The 16,239-nt window shown below is 69.8% G+C and carries 17 protein-coding genes and 1 riboswitch; of the genes, 4 read left to right on the top strand and 13 right to left on the bottom strand.

Annotated features, from left to right (window positions below):
- Positions 1-149 precede the first annotated feature (149 nt).
- The 4 genes from ABZX90_RS20875 to rlmN form a co-directional block, all read right to left on the bottom strand.
- Positions 150-1,172, bottom strand: coding sequence for an ABC transporter ATP-binding protein (locus ABZX90_RS20875; protein ID WP_351123595.1), 1,023 nt, complete (start codon positions 1,170-1,172; stop codon positions 150-152).
- Positions 1,173-2,771 (bottom strand): iron ABC transporter permease, encoded by a 1,599-nt coding sequence (locus ABZX90_RS20870; RefSeq protein WP_351123598.1) that lies wholly within the window; start codon positions 2,769-2,771, stop codon positions 1,173-1,175.
- Positions 2,772-2,863: 92 nt separating this feature from the next.
- Entirely contained in the window at positions 2,864-3,949 is a 1,086-nt protein-coding gene (locus ABZX90_RS20865) for a thiamine ABC transporter substrate-binding protein (RefSeq protein WP_355206944.1), read from the bottom strand.
- A gap of 82 nt (positions 3,950-4,031) precedes the next feature.
- Positions 4,032-4,137: riboswitch (TPP riboswitch) on the bottom strand.
- 84 nt (positions 4,138-4,221) lie between these two features.
- On the bottom strand, positions 4,222-5,328 hold the full coding sequence (gene rlmN, locus ABZX90_RS20860) for a 23S rRNA (adenine(2503)-C(2))-methyltransferase RlmN (RefSeq protein WP_351123601.1): 1,107 nt from the start codon (positions 5,326-5,328) through the stop codon (positions 4,222-4,224).
- Between the two features lie 329 nt (positions 5,329-5,657).
- Between rlmN and ABZX90_RS20855 the strand changes: the two genes are divergently transcribed.
- Positions 5,658-6,407 carry a hypothetical protein gene (locus tag ABZX90_RS20855; RefSeq protein WP_355206791.1) on the top strand — a complete coding sequence of 250 codons (750 nt, stop codon included), beginning with the start codon at positions 5,658-5,660 and terminating at the stop codon, positions 6,405-6,407.
- A 246-nt stretch (positions 6,408-6,653) separates the two neighbouring features.
- On the opposite strand, the gene ABZX90_RS20850 is transcribed toward ABZX90_RS20855, so the two are convergent.
- Both ABZX90_RS20850 and ABZX90_RS20845 read right to left on the bottom strand, forming a co-directional pair.
- On the bottom strand, positions 6,654-6,992 hold the full coding sequence (locus ABZX90_RS20850; RefSeq protein ID WP_355206788.1) for a hypothetical protein: 339 nt from the start codon (positions 6,990-6,992) through the stop codon (positions 6,654-6,656).
- Between the two features lie 426 nt (positions 6,993-7,418).
- The gene (locus ABZX90_RS20845; RefSeq protein WP_355206785.1) at positions 7,419-7,892 is read right to left on the bottom strand and encodes a carboxymuconolactone decarboxylase family protein; all 474 of its coding nucleotides are present in this window, start codon (positions 7,890-7,892) and stop codon (positions 7,419-7,421) included.
- Positions 7,893-8,088: 196 nt separating this feature from the next.
- Between ABZX90_RS20845 and ABZX90_RS20840 the strand changes: the two genes are divergently transcribed.
- Together ABZX90_RS20840 and ABZX90_RS20835 are read left to right on the top strand one after the other, a co-directional pair.
- On the top strand, positions 8,089-8,433 hold the full coding sequence (locus ABZX90_RS20840) for a DUF6233 domain-containing protein (RefSeq protein WP_351123613.1): 345 nt from the start codon (positions 8,089-8,091) through the stop codon (positions 8,431-8,433).
- An 86-nt stretch (positions 8,434-8,519) separates the two neighbouring features.
- Positions 8,520-8,708 carry a hypothetical protein gene (locus ABZX90_RS20835; RefSeq protein ID WP_355206941.1) on the top strand — a complete coding sequence of 63 codons (189 nt, stop codon included), beginning with the start codon at positions 8,520-8,522 and terminating at the stop codon, positions 8,706-8,708.
- 57 nt (positions 8,709-8,765) lie between these two features.
- Here ABZX90_RS20835 and ABZX90_RS20830 read toward each other — a convergent pair whose 3' ends face one another.
- From ABZX90_RS20830 to rpsB, 5 genes are all read right to left on the bottom strand, one after another.
- Positions 8,766-9,905, bottom strand: a complete 1,140-nt coding sequence (locus ABZX90_RS20830) for a phosphatidate cytidylyltransferase (RefSeq protein ID WP_351123619.1) — start codon at positions 9,903-9,905, stop codon at positions 8,766-8,768.
- A complete protein-coding gene (gene frr, locus ABZX90_RS20825) occupies positions 9,905-10,462 on the bottom strand; it encodes a ribosome recycling factor (RefSeq protein WP_266763198.1) in 558 nt (185 codons plus the stop codon). Before frr ends, ABZX90_RS20830 begins: the two co-directional genes overlap by 1 nt.
- A 173-nt stretch (positions 10,463-10,635) precedes the next feature.
- Positions 10,636-11,406, bottom strand: coding sequence for a UMP kinase (pyrH, locus tag ABZX90_RS20820; RefSeq protein WP_351123623.1), 771 nt, complete (start codon positions 11,404-11,406; stop codon positions 10,636-10,638).
- A 183-nt stretch (positions 11,407-11,589) separates the two neighbouring features.
- Positions 11,590-12,426: a translation elongation factor Ts gene (gene tsf, locus ABZX90_RS20815; protein WP_351123626.1), complete on the bottom strand. Its 837-nt coding sequence runs from the start codon at positions 12,424-12,426 to the stop codon at positions 11,590-11,592.
- Positions 12,427-12,522: 96 nt separating this feature from the next.
- The gene (rpsB, locus tag ABZX90_RS20810) at positions 12,523-13,467 is read right to left on the bottom strand and encodes a 30S ribosomal protein S2 (RefSeq protein WP_328447629.1); all 945 of its coding nucleotides are present in this window, start codon (positions 13,465-13,467) and stop codon (positions 12,523-12,525) included.
- A 270-nt stretch (positions 13,468-13,737) separates the two neighbouring features.
- Here rpsB and ABZX90_RS20805 point away from each other — a divergent pair, with 270 nt between their 5' ends.
- Positions 13,738-14,511 carry a M23 family metallopeptidase gene (locus ABZX90_RS20805; RefSeq protein WP_355206779.1) on the top strand — a complete coding sequence of 258 codons (774 nt, stop codon included), beginning with the start codon at positions 13,738-13,740 and terminating at the stop codon, positions 14,509-14,511.
- A gap of 111 nt (positions 14,512-14,622) precedes the next feature.
- On the opposite strand, the gene ABZX90_RS20800 is transcribed toward ABZX90_RS20805, so the two are convergent.
- A complete protein-coding gene (locus tag ABZX90_RS20800; RefSeq protein WP_351123831.1) occupies positions 14,623-15,180 on the bottom strand; it encodes a helix-turn-helix domain-containing protein in 558 nt (185 codons plus the stop codon).
- A 175-nt stretch (positions 15,181-15,355) separates the two neighbouring features.
- On the bottom strand, positions 15,356-16,198 hold the full coding sequence (whiG, locus tag ABZX90_RS20795) for an RNA polymerase sigma factor WhiG (protein WP_261708294.1): 843 nt from the start codon (positions 16,196-16,198) through the stop codon (positions 15,356-15,358).
- Between the last annotated feature and the right edge of the window lie 41 nt (positions 16,199-16,239).

Raw genomic sequence — 16,239 nt, 5'->3', positions numbered from 1 at the left:
CGCTCCGGCCGGAAGTCGAGTGGACGCGCTCGCCGGGAACGCCGACCGGCCGCTGTCCGGCGGCAGTCCGGCACCGGTCCGCGCGGGAGCACAGCCGCCTCACCGGCGCCTCGGCCGGGTGGCCTGGTTCTCCGGACCCGGGCGGCGGACTACTCCCCGAGCACGACGACTTCGGCCGCGTCGAACTCCACGCCGACCACGTCCCCGGGCTCCGGCGCGTCCCGCAGCGCGCACGCCGCCTCCAGCCGGGGCGCGTCCCGCGGCTGAAGCTGTACGGCGACGTGGGTGCCCCGGAAGGTGCGTGCGGCGACCGTGCAGCGCAGCCCGTCCGCCGCGGCCACGAGCCGTACCCCGGCGGGCCGTACGAGGAGTGTGCCGGGCCCCTGGGCGGCACCCTCGGGCACCGGGATCTTGCCCCACGGGGTGTCGGCGGCCGTCGCGCTCACCGTCGCCTCGACCACGTTGTCGAAGCCGAGGAAACGGGCCACGAACGCGTCCGCGGGATGCTGCCAGACCTCAAGTGGCGTACCGGACTGGGCGATCCGTCCGTCGCGCATCACCACGACCCGGTCGGCGAGCGCGAAGGCCTCGCCCTGGTCGTGGGTGACGGCGAGCACCGTCGTACCCAACTCGCCGAAGAGGCCACGGAGTTCGACGACCAGCCTCTCGCGCAGCGAGCGGTCCAGCTGGCCGAGCGGTTCGTCGAGCATCAGCAGGCGGGGGCGGGGCGCGAGGGCGCGGGCCAGCGCGACGCGCTGCTGCTCGCCTCCGGAGAGGGAGGCGACGGCACGGTTCCGGGCTCCGGGCAGGCCGACGAGATCCAGCAGCTCTCCGACGCGGGCCGCCTGTCCGCTCTTCGACGTGCCGTGCATGCGCAGCCCGAAGGCGACATTGCCGCCCACATCCCGTTGCGGGAAGAGCTGATGGTCCTGGAACATCAGGCCCACGCCCCGCCTGTGCGCGGGAACGCCCGCCTGGTCCTGCCCGTCCAGCACCACTCGGCCCGCGTCCGGGGACTGCAGTCCCGCCACCGTCCGCAGCAGCGTGGACTTGCCGCTGCCGCTCGGCCCGAGCACGCACACGATCTCGTGCTCGGCGACATCGAGGTCGACGGCGTCGAGCACGGCCCGTCCGCCGAGGCGTACGGTCGCGCCCTGCAGGCTCAGCAGCATCTAGAACTCCCCGGTCCGGTCGGTCCGTACCCGCTCCAACAGCAGCAGCGCCACCGCGCACACCACCATCAGAATCGTCGAAAGGGCCATCGCCTGGCCGTAGTTGAGATCGCCCGCGCGCCCGAGCAGCCGGGCCACGGCCACCGGCAGCGTCGGGTTGTCGGGCCGCGCGATGAAGACCGTCGCCCCGAACTCCCCGAGGGAGACGGCGAAGGCGAAGCCGGCCGCGATCAGCAGCGCCCGCCGCACCATCGGCAGATCGACCTCGCGCCACACCCGCCAGGGCGACGCCCCGAGCACGGCCGCGGCCTCCCGCAGCCGCCCGTCCACCGCCCGCAGCACGGGCAGCATCGTCCGTACGACGAAGGGCACACCCACCAGCGCCTGTGCCAGCGGCACCAGGATCCAGCTGGCGCGCAGATCCAGGGGCGGCTCGTCCAGGGCGATCAGGAACCCGAAGCCCACGGTCACCGCGGAGACGCCGAGCGGCAGCATCAGCAGCGCGTCGAAGCCCCGCATGAAACGACCGGCGCGCCGGGTGAGGGCCGCCGCCGCGAGCCCGCCGATCAGCAGGGCGATGGCGGTGGCGGCGAGCGCGTACTCCAGCGAGTTGCCGATCGCCTCGATCGGGGCGACGAGGAAGACGCCTCCGTCGTCGTCGGCCAGCGCCCGGTAGTAACCGAATCCCGGGGCGTCGAGGGAACGCCGGACCAGGACCGCGAGCGGCAGTACGAGGAGGACCGCGATGCTCAGCAGCACTCCCGCGAGGAGCGCCCACTGTCCGGCCCCGCGCGGCCGGCGCGCGGTCGTCTCCGGGGCCACCAGACGCAGGGCGGTCTCCCGTCGTCGTACGGTCCCGGCGTGCACGGCGAGGATCGCGCCCACCGCCACGAACTGGACGATCGTCAGCACCGCCGCCGTCGCGAGGTCGAAGATCTCGGAGGTCTGCCGGTAGATCTCGACCTCGAGGGTCGAGAAGGTGGGGCCGCCGAGGATCTGCACCACACCGAACGAGGTGAAGGTGAAGAGGAAGACCATGAGGGTGGCGGCGGCCACGGCCGGCCCGAGCGCCGGCAGCGTCACCCTGCGCCACGCCGCGAAGCGCGAGGCGCCGAGCATGCGCGCGGCCTCCTCCTGGCGCGGGTCGAGCTGCGACCAGAGCCCGCCGACGGTCCGTACGACGACCGCGTAGTTGAAGAAGACGTGCGCGAGCAGGATCGCCCACACCGTGGTGTCCAGGCGCACGCCCCACAGCTCGTCGAGCAGCCCGCCCCGGCCGACCAGCGCGAGGAACGCCGTGCCGACGACCACGGTCGGCAGCACGAAGGGCACGGTCACCACGGCCCGGAGGATCTGCTTGCCCCTGAAATCGAAGCGCGCGAAGACATACGCGCCGGGCAGCGCGATCAGCAGCGTGAGCACCGTCGAGGCGAGCGCCTGCCAGGTGGTGAACCACAGCACGTGCCGGATGTCGGACTGGGCCGGCACCTCCCAGATCCGGCCGAGCTGCCAGTCGCCGTCCACGTGGAGCCCGCGCGAGACGATCGCGACGACGGGATAGGCGAAGAAGACCGCGAAGAACACGACGGGCAGGGCCATCAGCCCGAGCCGGGCCGCACTCTGCCGCCCGCGGGCCCTCCGCGGAGCTCCGTCGGCTCCGCGGGTTGCCTCGGCTCCGCCCGCTTCCTCGGCTACTTCAGTACGAGCGAGGTCCACGACTTGACCCACTGGTCGCGTTCGGCGGCGATCTTCGCGGGGGCCAGGGTCTCGGGGTCCTTGGCCTGCGGACCGTACCGCGTGAATTCCGGGGGCACCTGAGCGGCCTCGCGGACCGGGTAGACGAACATGTTGAGCGGCATGTCGTCCTGGAACTCCTTGGTGAGCAGGAAGTCGAGGAGCGCCTTGCCGCCCTTGGCGTTCTTGGCGTTGCTGAGCAGACCCGCGTACTCGACCTGCCGGAAGCAGGTGCCGGCCGCGACCCCGGTCGGGGCGGTGGTGGGCTTCGGGTCGGCGTAGATGACCTCGGCGGGCGGCGAGGAGGCGTACGAGACGACGAGCGGCCGGTCGGCCTTGGCCTTCTTGCCGCCGGCGGACCCCGAGAACTCGTCGTTGTACGCCTGCTCCCAGCCGTCCACGACCTTCACGCCGTTGGCCTTGAGCTTCTTCCAGTAGTCCTCCCAGCCCTTGTCGCCGTAGTGCGCGGCGGACCCGAGCAGGAAGCCGAGGCCGGGCGAGGACGTGGAGGCGTTCTCGGTGACGAGGAGGTCCTTGTACGCGGGCTTGACCAGGTCGTCGAAGGACTGCGGCGGCGTCAGCTTGTGCTTGCTGAACCAGGCCTTGTCGTAGTTGACGCAGATGTCGCCCGTGTCGATGGGCGTGACCCGGTGCTTGTCCTGGTCGGCCCGGTACTCCGGCAGGACCAGATCCGCGCCCTTGGCCACGTACGGCTGGAAGAGCCCGTTGTCGAGCGCGCGGGAGAGCAGGGTGTTGTCGACGCCGAAGAGGACGTCGCCCTGCGGGTTGTCCTTGGTCAGGATGGCCTTGTTGACGGCCTGCCCGGCGTCGCCGTCCTTGAGGACCCGGACCTTGTACCCGGACTGCTTCTCGAAGTCCTTGAGCACGTTCTTCGACACGAGCCACGAGTCGTGGCTGACGAGCGTGATCGTCTTCTGATCGCCCGAGCCGGCGTCGTCGGACGAGCTGCACGCGGACAGTGCGGGCAGCGCGACGAGGCCGAGCCCGACGGCCATGACCGCGAACCGCCTGCTGCTGGTGATGCTCACTGATTCCTCCTGGGTGACCAGGAAGAGACGCGGCCCCGCCCGGGACCTCTGACGGTTCCCGGGCAGGGCGCAACAGCTTGAGTAATGACCGAACTTCCTACCCAGAATGACCTGGGCAAGGTTCAGAGGGTCTGCGGTCTGTCCCGCACTCTCAGCGCTGTGGCGCTCCCCTGTCGGAATATGAAGATGTCGGACTGTGAAGAGGTGACGATGAAGATGTACTGACGCGGCTCAGACTACCGCTCGGTCGTCTGACGCGGCTCAGACTACCGCTCGGTCGCGGCGAGCTGACCACACGCTCCGTCGATCTCCTGGCCACGGGTGTCCCGGACGGTCACCGGCACGCCATGGGCCGCGATCGCCTCGACGAACGCCTTCTCGTCCTCGGGCCGCGAGGCGGTCCACTTCGAACCCGGGGTCGGGTTGAGCGGGATGAGGTTGACATGCACGGGCCTGCCCTTGAGCATCCGCCCGAGCCGGTCACCACGCCACGCCTGGTCATTGATGTCCCGGATCAGGGCGTACTCGATGGACAGGCGCCGCCCGGACTTGGCCGCGTACTCCCATCCGGCGTCCAGCACCTCGCGCACCTTCCACCGTGTGTTCACGGGGACGAGGGTGTCGCGCAGTTCGTCGTCCGGGGCGTGCAGGGAGATCGCGAGCCGGCACTTGAAGCCCTCGTCGGAGAACCGGTTGATGGCGGGGACCAGCCCGACCGTCGACACGGTGATACCGCGCTGCGAGAGCCCGAGCCCGTCCGGCTCGGGGTCAGTGAGGGCCCGGATCGCCCCGACCACCCGCTTGTAGTTGGCGAGCGGCTCGCCCATCCCCATGAAGACGATGTTGCTCAGCCGCGCCGGACCCCCGGGGATCTCGCCGTCGCGGAGCGCCCGCATGCCGTCGACGATCTGGTGCACGATCTCGCCGGTCGACAGGTTCCGGTCGAGGCCGGCCTGTCCGGTGGCGCAGAAGGGGCAGTTCATTCCGCAGCCCGCCTGCGAGCTGATGCACATGGTCACCCGGTCCGGGTAGCGCATCAGCACGGACTCGACGAGCGTGCCGTCGAAGAGCCGCCACAGGGTCTTGCGCGTGGTTTCCTGGTCGGTCGACAGGTGCCGTACGACCGTCATCAGCTCGGGAAGCAGCGCCTCCTGGAGCTTGCCGCGCGAGGCGGCCGGGATGTCGGTCCACTCCGCGGGGTCGTGTGCGAACCGGGCGAAGTAGTGCTGCGAGAGCTGCTTGGCACGAAACGGCTTCTCACCGATCGCGGCAACCGCCTCTTTGCGCTCGGCTGGCGTGAGATCGGCAAGGTGCCGCGGCGGCTTCTTGGCTCCGCGCGGCGCGACAAAAGTGAGTTCTCCGGGCTTCGGCATAACCCTTCCAGTGTCGCAGATCAACACCACCGGCCCAGGCCAGAGTGGGGTGGGGGCGGTCACCTGCGGGTACCGTCTGTCACCTTTAGGCGACCTCGCACGGCCCAGGGACGGCCAGGGACGGCCCAGGAGAGTGCCCGCTCGTCGCCGACATGCCCCAGATCGCGTCCGCCCAGGGCCGTCACTCAGCGGCTGGGGAGCGACCCGTAGCCGTTCGCTGTAGAGCCAGGTGAAGGTGCGTGGGCGTCCTCGCTATGCCTCCGGGTTTTGCTACCCCCTGGGGTACGGATTCCGGGAATTCTGCAGCGGCTCTCCATACAGTGGTGCCCATGAGCGCCGGGGGGACCTTGCCAGCGCGGCCATCCACCGATGCGACCGCCATAGGGTACGGGCAGCGGGAGATCCAGAACGGTCTGATCGTCACCGCGGCCGCTCTGTCGTTCGGCGCTGCCGGCTTGTCGGGGGCCGCGCTGGTCGACGGCGACGTGGCTCGGTGGCTTCTCGCCTCGGCCGGCGGCCTGTGCGCGCTTTGCGGCCTGTTCGCACTGATAGGGACAGCCGCCGCGTCCAACGAGAGATTCGTCTTCGACGCCACGGGGTGGTGGTGGTTCGGCCCGTTCGGGGACACGCTACTGACGTGGGATTCACTGGCCGGGGTATGCATCTACTCCACCGGTGACTCGGCCGTCGACCACGGCACCGCGACACTCGAGCTCTTCCCCGGCGGGGACTTCGACCGCGATCACCCCGTGCTGTGGCGCCACGTACGGGACGCCGACCCGCCCGCCGACGGTCTCCCAAGGCTGCGCTACCGCATCGAGCTCAGCAACATCGTCAACGTGACCACGGACGTCGAGCAGGCGTGTTCCCGTTGGGTCCCGCCCGACCTCTGGCACGGCAACAAATGGCAGCCCAACGGCTACAAAGGCCGCGCCGACCGCACCGGCCACCGGCGCAGACTGCGGGAGCGGGCACGGATCACAGCCCCGCAGGCGGATTCGACGACCCCGCTCCCGCCGCACGACGCCGTGCCGCCCGGCGACCCGCAGAATGAGGCACCGTCCGGCAGTCCCGGCTGAACGGCCGGGCTGTGCCGACCGACTCGAAGGGGCCCGCCACCGCGCTCGCCGACCTGGGCCTGTGCCGAGCCCCGACCACTCGACCCTGCCGGCCGCGCCTCCGTCTCGGGGTCAGGGCTCCACTAGCTGATCGGGTCCAACGTCGAACTCGCTCCGGTCACCTTCAGCGGCTTCCGGCCGCCCGCCCGTAGAGATCGTGACGACCTCGTTGCCGTCCGGATCTGAGGTGCGACTCAAGGCACGACGCTAGGGCGTGATCCAATCTGCCCAACCAAAGGTGAACTTGTACGCGGCGCGTGCGGCGTCCCGCCCTCGGCTGCCGGCCAGGAGTGCTACAGCCAGGGCGACGACGAACAGCGAGGCAAAGGCACCAGCGATGATCACGCCCGTCCTCGGCGACCAGACGACGCCCACGAAGACGCTTGCGGTGATCGTGATCGCCAAGCCCATGTGGGCAATGGGCAGTTCCACACGAAACAGGTTCCGCAGCGCACCCCGTGATGCCTGTATGTCCGCGTTGTAGCGCTCTCTTGCCGCATCAGGATCGGCGTTCGATCCCTCCGGCCATGGCTGCTCCACGAGCATCCTCCCCCCTTCGCCCCTGGCCGGGAGCTTAGACCTCGGCCTTGTCCCCATCACCTCAGCCCACCGCTCTCCCCAGCTCCCATCCCGTTCGCCGTCGACGCACACACAGTGGAGCGGGCTGGGGGCGATCACCCGCCTGTCGCGCAATCGATCAACGCTGCGACCTGCGACTCCGGTGTCAGCGGTTGTCAGCGCGGGGCGTCGTCGATTCCCCCGGCCTAGGTACGGCTGTACCGGTGTCGCGATCGACGGGGGTGACCCGGGCCCGAAAGACGGGGTGGTGCGTGTCGGTCGCCTCGGGGCGTCCGCCGACCGTCGTGCGACGGCCTGCGGACGGCCCACAGGCGGACCACGACCGGGCCGCCCGCCAGCCCGGCGGGCCCAGCCGACCGGGCGGACCCGGCGGACCCGGCCAGGCGCTCCCCGTTACGCGAACTGGCCGGGCTGGTAGGCGCCGGCGGGCTGCTGGACGATGACGTTTCCGCGGTTGAAGGCGTTGATGATGGAGATGCAGCACACCAGGGCGGCGAGCTGCTCCTCGTCGTAGTACTTGGCGGCGTTCGCCCAGCACTCGTCCGTGACCCCGCCGGCCGCGTCGGCGATGCGCGTGCCCTGCTCCGCCAGTTCCAGGGCGGCGCGCTCGGCGTCGGTGAACACCGTGGCCTCCCGCCAGGCCGCGACCAGGCTGAGGCGTACCGCGGTCTCCCCCGCGGCGGTGGCGTCCTTGGTGTGCATGTCGGTGCAGAAACCGCAGCCATTGATCTGGCTGGCGCGAAGCTTCACCAGTTCCTGCGTCGCGGCCGGCAGAGTCGAGTCCGAGAGCACTATGCCCGCGGCGACGATGTGCTTCGTGAACTTGGCCGCGACCGGGCTGGCGAAGAGGTTCAACCGAGCTTCCATGGTGGGCTCCTGTGTCGTCGTTCGTGGTTACACCTCTTCGACGGAACAGCCCCGCACGATGTGACACCGACGAATGTGACCTGCGTCTCCCTCCCGCGCCGCAGCGGGGATCACGCTCCACGAGGTTCGGGTCAGCACACGGCAGGACACGGCAGGATGCTGCCACGAAGCCACACCAAGGCCTAGAATCGAATACGTGTACGAAAAAGTGTCCCGCCTGGAGCATCTGCGCAGCGTCCGCGCATGGCTGCTCTGGCAACTGCGCCGCACCGACGACACCATCACCGAACTGGAACGCCAGGAGGTCGCCGCCACCCGCGCGGCCCGCACGTCGCCCCCACCGCCCCGCGGATGGAAGCTCGCGATGCGCCGAACGGGCGGCGGAAAGGCCACTCCGGACGCCGTCCACACGGGTGACTGCGGCATGGCGGGGAAGAACACGAAGCCGCTGGCACGCGAGCAGGCCCTCCGGGCGATCACGGAGGACGGCGTCACCGCGTGCCCGTACTGCCGCCCCGACACGGATCTAGGTGTCCTTTGAACCACGAGCAACCGCAAGCCGAGGACGTACACACCGCGCCCATCGTCGTGGGTCGCCCGGCCGGGACCGGCGGCCGCCGGGTGACGATGCGCGGAAGGCGCGCAGGCATCGCCCACAGCGACGCCGACCTGGTCGAATTCCTGCGTCGTGCGGGTCTGCCGGACGCGTGGGAACTCCTCGACGATCCGCACTGGGTGGAATGGCAGGACGGCCGACCCCACGAATACGACACCACCCCTCCCGGTCACACGGATCACGGTGCGGTGATCGGGTGACCGGAAGGGGTGGTGTCGTGGATGTGTACGGAGAGGATGTCCGCGGGAAGCCGCCGGTCAGCCCGATCCGACGAAGAGCACGAACAGCAGCCAGACCACCGGGGCCGTCGGAAGCAGTGAGTCCAGGCGGTCCATGATGCCGCCGTGGCCCGGCAGCAGGGTGCCCATGTCCTTGATGCCGAGGTCCCGCTTGATCATGGATTCGCCGAGGTCACCGAGCGTGGCGCTGGCCGCGACCGCGAGGCCGAGGATCAGCCCCTGCCACCAGGTGCCGTCGTCGATCAGGAACTGCATGCACAGCGCACCCGCCACCATCGCGAAGCTGACCGCTCCGAACAGACCCTCACGAGTCTTTCCGGGGCTGATCCGCGGCGCCAGCTTGTGCTTTCCGAAGCGCCAGCCGACGGCGTAAGCACCCGTGTCGCTGACGACCGTCAGGAGCAGGAAGGTCAGCACCCGGCGCGGGCCGTCGTCCGCCGTGAGCATCATGGCCACGAAGGTCGCCAGGAACGGCACGTAGAAGGCCGCGAAGACCCCCGCCGTGACGTCCTTGAGGTAGCCCTCGGGCGGTTCCGTCATCCGCCAGACCAGGACGGCCAGTGCGGTGAGCGCCATGGCCACCCACGCGCCCTCGGCACCGCGAACGTATCCGGCGACGACCATGGCGGCCCCGCCGAGCGCCAGCGGCACGAGGGGCGCCTTGATGCCCTTGCGCTCCTCCAGCCGTGAGGTGAGCTCCCAGAGTCCCACCACCACGGCGACCGCTATGACGCCGACGAAGACGGCCTTGACGACGAACAACGACGCGACGATCACCGCACCGAGCCCGACTCCCACTCCTATGGCCGCGCCCAGGTCGCGTCCCGCACTCTTCTTCTGAGGTGCGGGGGCGGGCTGGGGGGCGGCGCTGGGCATGGGCTCCTGCGGGATCTGCGGGTTGTGCGACGGATCCCCGTAGGGCGCCGTCGTCGGTGTCTCGGCGCGGACCGAAGGGCCGCTCAGCCGAGCGGCCCCCCTGTCGTCATCCTGGTCTCCGCCATGTGCGGGTACGTCTGGCGCGGTGGGCATGGGCCGAGTGTGCTGCGCGTCATGCGCATCGTACGTGGGACCCGCCGGGGTTGCCCCCTGGACAGGTCCCTGCTCGGACGGCCCCCAGTACCCGGCTTGTGGCGGCGCCCCCCAGGAAGAGTCGTTCATCAGACCTCGAGCAGCTCCGCTTCCTTGTGCTTCAGGAGCTCGTCCACCTGGGCGACGTACTTCGCCGTGGTGTCGTCGAGCTCCTTCTCCGCGCGACGGACCTCGTCCTCGCCGGACTCCTTGTCCTTGACGAGCTTGTCGAGAGCGTCCTTCGCCTTGCGGCGCACGGCGCGGATCGAGACCTTGGCGTCCTCGCCCTTGGTCCGCGCGACCTTGATGTACTCCTTGCGACGCTCTTCCGTCAGCTCGGGGAACGTCACCCGGATGATGTTGCCGTCGTTGCTGGGGTTGACGCCCAGGTCGGAGTCACGGATCGCCTGCTCGATGTTGCGCAGCGCGCTCTTGTCGAACGGGGTCACCACGGCCATGCGCGGCTCCGGCACGGAGAACGAGGCCAGCTGGTTGATCGGCGTCAGCGCGCCGTAGTAGTCGGCCACGATCTTGTTGAACATCGCCGGGTGCGCACGGCCGGTGCGGATCGCGGCGAAGTCCTCCTTGGCGACCACGACGGCCTTCTCCATCTTCTCCTCGGCCTCGAGGAGGGTCTCTTCGATCACCACTTGCTCCTGCGTGTCTTGAGTAGGCCCGGCAGCTGTTTCCTCGTCGGGGTTCGGCGGCCGGCTGCGTCGCGTCTTATTACTGCACGGTTCCGGACCAGCAGGACATTGTCCATCCCCCGGTCAGGGTCCGTACTGGACCGGGACTCGCACCCGGTCCGGAGCGTTCTTCGTCAGGCCCGGCCGCTCTGGTCGCCCACGAGTGTGCCGATCTTCTCACCCTTGACGGCCCGCGCGATATTGCCCTCCGCCAGGAGCTCGAAGACCAGGATCGGCAGCTTGTTGTCCCGGCACAGCGTGATGGCGGTCATGTCGGCGACCTTGAGGTCCCGGGTGATGACCTCGCCATAGCTGAGCGAGTCGAACTTGACCGCTTCGGGGTTGGTCTTCGGGTCGGAGTCGTAGACACCGTCCACGCCGTTCTTGCCCATGAGGAGCGCCTCGGCGTCGATCTCCAGGGCCCGCTGGGCGGCGGTGGTGTCGGTGGAGAAGTACGGCATGCCCATCCCGGCGCCGAAGATGACCACACGGCCCTTCTCCAGGTGCCGCACGCCGCGCAGCGGGATGTACGGCTCCGCGACCTGGCCCATGGTGATGGCGGTCTGGACGCGGCTGTCGATGCCTTCCTTTTCCAGGAAGTCCTGGAGGGCGAGGCAGTTCATTACGGTGCCGAGCATGCCCATGTAGTCGGAGCGCGCCCGGTCCATGCCGCGCTGCTGGAGTTCGGCCCCGCGGAAGAAGTTGCCGCCGCCGATGACGACGGCGATCTGGGCTCCGCCGCGCACGACGGCCGCGATCTCGCGGGCGATCTTGTGCACCACGTCGGGGTCGACGCCCAGTCCGCCGCCACCGGCGAACGCCTCGCCGGAAAGCTTCAGCAGAAAGCGTCCAGCGCCTTTGCCGTCGTCGGTCTTCTCGCCCTTGTCGGCCTGGGTGGTGGTCATGGAGATCTCCTCATGGTGCACATACGAAGAAGGCCATTGCCGGTGGGGTGTTGTTCGCATCCCATGCTCGGCAATGGCCTCCTCGTCAGATCTGCTGTCGTCCGGCACACGCGCGTGGGTGCCGGCGCACGCGGACGACTGCTGTCGACCCTATAGGGGTCGCGCGTCGATCGCGGTACGGACTCAGATGCCGACCTTGATGCGCGAGAAGCGCTTCAGGGTGACACCGGCCTCGTCCAGAACCTTCTGGACGGACTTCTTGTTGTCGAGCGCGTACGGCTGACCGAGGAGGGTGGCCTCCTTGAAGAAGCCGTTGACGCGACCCTCGACGATCTTGGGGAGGGCGGCCTCGGGCTTGCCCTCGGCGCGGGTGGTCTCCTCGGCGACGCGACGCTCGGTCTCGACGACCTCGGCCGGAACGTCCTCACGGGAGAGGTACTTCGGCGCGAAGGCGGCGATGTGCTGCGCGATGCCCTTGGCGAGGTCGGCGTCGGCCTTGTCCAGCTCGACCAGAACACCGATCTGCGGGGGCAGGTCGGGCATGGTGCGGTGCATGTACGCGGACACGTAGGCACCGGAGAACTGGGTGAAGCGGTCCAGGACGATCTTCTCGCCGAGGTTGGCGTTGGCCTCGTCGACGAACGCCTGAACCGTCTTGCCGGCCTCGATCTCGGAGGCGAGCAGCGCGTCGATGTCCGCCGGGGAGGTGGCGGCGACGTGCTGGGCGATCTGGTTGGCGACGGCCTGGAACTTCTCGCCCTTGGCGACGAAGTCCGTCTCGCACTTCAGCTCGACCAGGACACCGGAGGTGTTGTCGTCAGCGATGATGGAGACCACGGCGCCGTTCTCGGCGGAGCGGCCTTCGCGCTTGGCGACGCCCTTCTGGCCCTTGATGCGCAGGGCCTCGACGGCCTTGTCGACGTTGCCGTCGGCCTCGTCCAGCGCCTTCTTGCAGTCCATCATGCCGGCGCCGGTGAGCTCACGGAGCTTCTTGACGTCGGCGGCGGTGTAGTTCGCCATGATTCCTGGAATCTCTCTCGAAGTCTGAAGATCTACGGGACGAACGGCGGGGGCTTTGTGGGCCCCCGCCGTTCACAAACCCGAAGGGGTGAGGGGTCAGGCCTGCTCGGCGTCCGCGGCGGGGGCCTCGGCGGCGGGCGCCTCGGCAGCAACCTCGGCCTCAGCGGCGGGGGCCTCGACGGCCTCAGCCTCGGCCGGAGCCTCGGCCTGCTCGGCGTCGGCGACCTTCTCCGTCTCGGCGGAGGTCTGGACCTCGGCGTCGTCGGCCTTCTTCTCGCCCTCGAGCAGGTCGCGCTCCCACGCGGCGAGCGGCTCGCCCGCGGCCTTGTCACCCGCGGCCTTACCGGCGCCGGAGCGGGAGATGAGTCCCTCGGCGACGGCGTCGGCGATCACGCGGGTGAGCAGGGTGACGGAGCGGATCGCGTCGTCGTTGCCCGGGATCTTGTAGTCGACCTCGTCGGGGTCACAGTTGGTGTCGAGGATGGCGACGACCGGGATGTTGAGCTTCCGGGCCTCACCGACCGCGATGTGCTCCTTCTTGGTGTCCACGATCCAGACGGCGCTGGGCACCTTCTGCATCTCGCGGATACCACCGAGGGTCTTCTCCAGCTTGGCCTTCTCGCGCGAGAGCACGAGAAGCTCCTTCTTGGTGAGACCGGAAGCGGCGACGTCCTCGAAGTCGATCTGCTCGAGCTCCTTGAGGCGCTGCAGACGCTTGTAGACGGTCGAGAAGTTGGTGAGCATGCCGCCCAGCCAGCGCTGGTTGACGTAGGGCATGCCGACGCGGGTGGCCTGCTCTGCGATGGCCTCCTGCGCCTGCTTCTTCGTGCCGACGAACATGACCGTGCCGCCGTGGGCGACGGTCTCCTTGACGAACTCGTAGGCGCGGTCGATGTACGACAGCGACTGGAGCAGGTCGATGATGTAGATGCCGTTGCGCTCCGTGAAGATGAAGCGCTTCATCTTCGGGTTCCAACGACGGGTCTGGTGACCGAAGTGGACGCCGCTTTCCAGCAGCTCCCGCATCGTGACGACGGCCATGGCCGTTCTCCTCGGTTTGCTCGGTTGTGCCGCGTGTGCCGGACGGCTCACGCGCCTGACGCCCGCGATGCGCCTTGCCACAAGGGACCGAGAGGCGCTGACACCGATCTGTGATGACCAGGTGCCGGGGCGTGCGAAGTCGACTCGGTGACCCGAATCGCCATCAGAAGTGTACGGGACCCGAGAGGGGGCAGGTGACGCCGCTGTCCACAACCGGCCGGTACTCCACAGATCCCGGCCATGATCCGCTCGATGCGGGACGGTTCCCGCATGCGAGTGAACCGATGTGCGCGTACGTGGCCGGGACTCCTCCTCGGCCTGACCCTGACCGTCCTGGGCGCCCTGCCCCCGTCGGCCCTGGCCCGTGGGGTCGGCCCCGCACCCCCGCCCCCGGCCGCCGCGCCGAAAACCGGCTCGCACCTCCCGTCCGGAACCGGCGCGCCCCGCCCGTCCGGAACAGGCTCGGTCCTTCCGCCGGGGGCCGACTCGGCCGTCCGGGCGGCAGCCGGCCCAGCCGTTCCTCCGGGAGACGTTCCTCCGGGAGCCGGCTCCGGCGGCCCTCCGGCGGCCGACCCCTCCGTCCCGACGCTCGCCCGCGCCTGGCCCGTGGGGGTCCGACCGTCCGTCGTACGAGGCTGGGAACCCCCGGCGACGGCCTATTCGCGGGGGCATCGCGGTGTCGACCTGGCGGCCCTACCCGGCACCCCGGTGCGCGCCGTCGCACCCGGCCGGGTGGCCTTCGCGGGCCCGGTCGCGGGCCGCGGGGTCGTCTCGGTGGAACTGTCGGGCACGGGAGCGCCCCCGCTTCGGACGACCTACGGTCCCGTGCGGGCCTCGGTGCACAAGGGCGACGAGGTCCTCGCGGGCCAGGTGCTGGGCACGCTGGAGGCGAAGGGCACCCACTGCGGACCGACGGCCTGTCTGCACTGGGGCCTGCTCAGAGGCAGGACCTACCTGAACCCGCTGTCCCTGCTCCCGCCGTGGCTCCTGAACACGGGCCCGTCCCGCCTGCTGCCACTCCACGGAACCGACGCGCACCCCTGACCCGGGCCAGAACCTGGAAGGGCCCGGACACGGTCAGGAGAACCGAAACACCTTCGCCATGGCCGGCGGAGCACTGCCGCGGACAACCGCGTGGTCATCGCCCGGCTGGGCTCAGCCCCGGACGCCCCGCAGGGCCATCGCGACGGCCGCTTCCGTGATCGCCGACGGGTCCTCCGCGGCCCCCAGTTCGATGCGCCGCACCGCGGCGTCCACCACGCCCTGGAGGAGCATCGCGGCCAGCCTCGGCTCGGCGTGTCCCATCGCGCCGAGCGCCTCACCGATCATCGTGACCAGTCCGCCGTGCGCTGCCCGGATCTTCTCCCGGGCACCCGCGTCGAGTTCGCTGGCGGAGATGGCGACCACGGCCCGGTGCCGCCGGTCCCCGACCAGGGCCAGCTGCTGCCGTACGTACGCCTCCACTGTCCCCTCGGGGCCGTCCGCCGCGGCCATCGCCGCCGAGACCTCGGCCGCCCAGACGGGGAAGTCGACCTCGCACAGCTCCTCGACCACGGCCGCCCTGGACCGGAAGTACTCGTACACGGAGGAACGCGCGAGCCCCGTGCGCTCCGCGAGCGCCGGGAAGGTCAGCGCTTCCGTCCCTCCCTCGGACAACAGGGACCGCGCCGCGTCCAGCAGGGCGGCTCGCTGCATCGACCGGTGCTCGGCCACGGAGGCCGCTCGAATCCTTGGCACGTCAACCACTGTACGGACGCACCGCCGCGTACGGGAGTCACTCCACCCAGCCGACCGCGGTGGCGTCCGTCTCCGCAGCCGGGGTGTCAGGGCGGCGCGGCACCACGGCAGCACCCGCGCCGATCCGGGCGGTGCCACGGCTCCACCCGGCTCAGCGCCCGAAACTGGCCAGTTTGGCGCGCAGCTGAAGCACCGACTTGGTGTGGATCTGACTCACCCGGCTCTCGGTCACCCCGAGCACATTGCCGATCTCCGCGAGCGTGAGTCCTTCGTAGTAGTAGAGCGTGACCACGGTCTTCTCCCGGTCCGGCAAGGTGTTGATCGCCCGCGCCAGCAGTCTCCGCAGCTCCCGGTCCTCGGCCACCTCGACCGGATTGTCGGCGGCGGTGTCCTCCAGCGTGTCCATCAGGCTCAGCCGGTCGCCGCCCTCGCCGCCGACGTGCAGCAGCTCCTCCAGAGCGACCACGTTGGCCAGCGACAACTGACTGAACACCGCGTGGAGTTCCTCCACACCGATGCCCATCTCGGCGGCCACCTCGCCCTCCGAGGGGGTGCGCCGCAACCGCGCCTCCAGGGTCGCGTAGGCGCGCTCCACATTGCGCGCCTTCTGCCGCACCGACCGCGGGATCCAGTCCAGCGCCCGCAGTTCGTCGATCATGGCGCCACGGATGCGGGTGATCGCGTACGTCTCGAACTTGATCTCGCGCTCGATGTCGAACTTCTCGATCGCGTCGATCAGCCCGAACACCCCCGACGACACGAAGTCCGCCTGTTCGACATTGGCCGGCAGCCCCACGCTGACCCGGCCCGCGACGTACTTCACCAGCGGTGAGTAGTGCAGGATCAGCTGCTCCCGCAGCCGCTCGTCACCGGTTGATTTGTACGACCGCCACAGCTCGTCGAGCGTCGAGGGCGCGGGCGGGCGCACGCTGCCGCCGTCGCGGGCGGCTGGCGGAATCGCCGTCCGGTCGGACCCGGAGGTGTGCTGGGGCATTCGTCGCCTTGTGCCGTTCTGCCGTGAACTGGGAGTGCCTG

The sequence above is a fragment of the Streptomyces sp. NPDC002935 genome (genome assembly GCF_040611295.1).
In the GTDB taxonomy this organism is placed as follows: domain Bacteria; phylum Actinomycetota; class Actinomycetes; order Streptomycetales; family Streptomycetaceae; genus Streptomyces.
The sequence above is the reverse complement of the archived record's forward strand: the minus strand, read 5'-3'. Positions and strand labels throughout refer to the sequence as shown.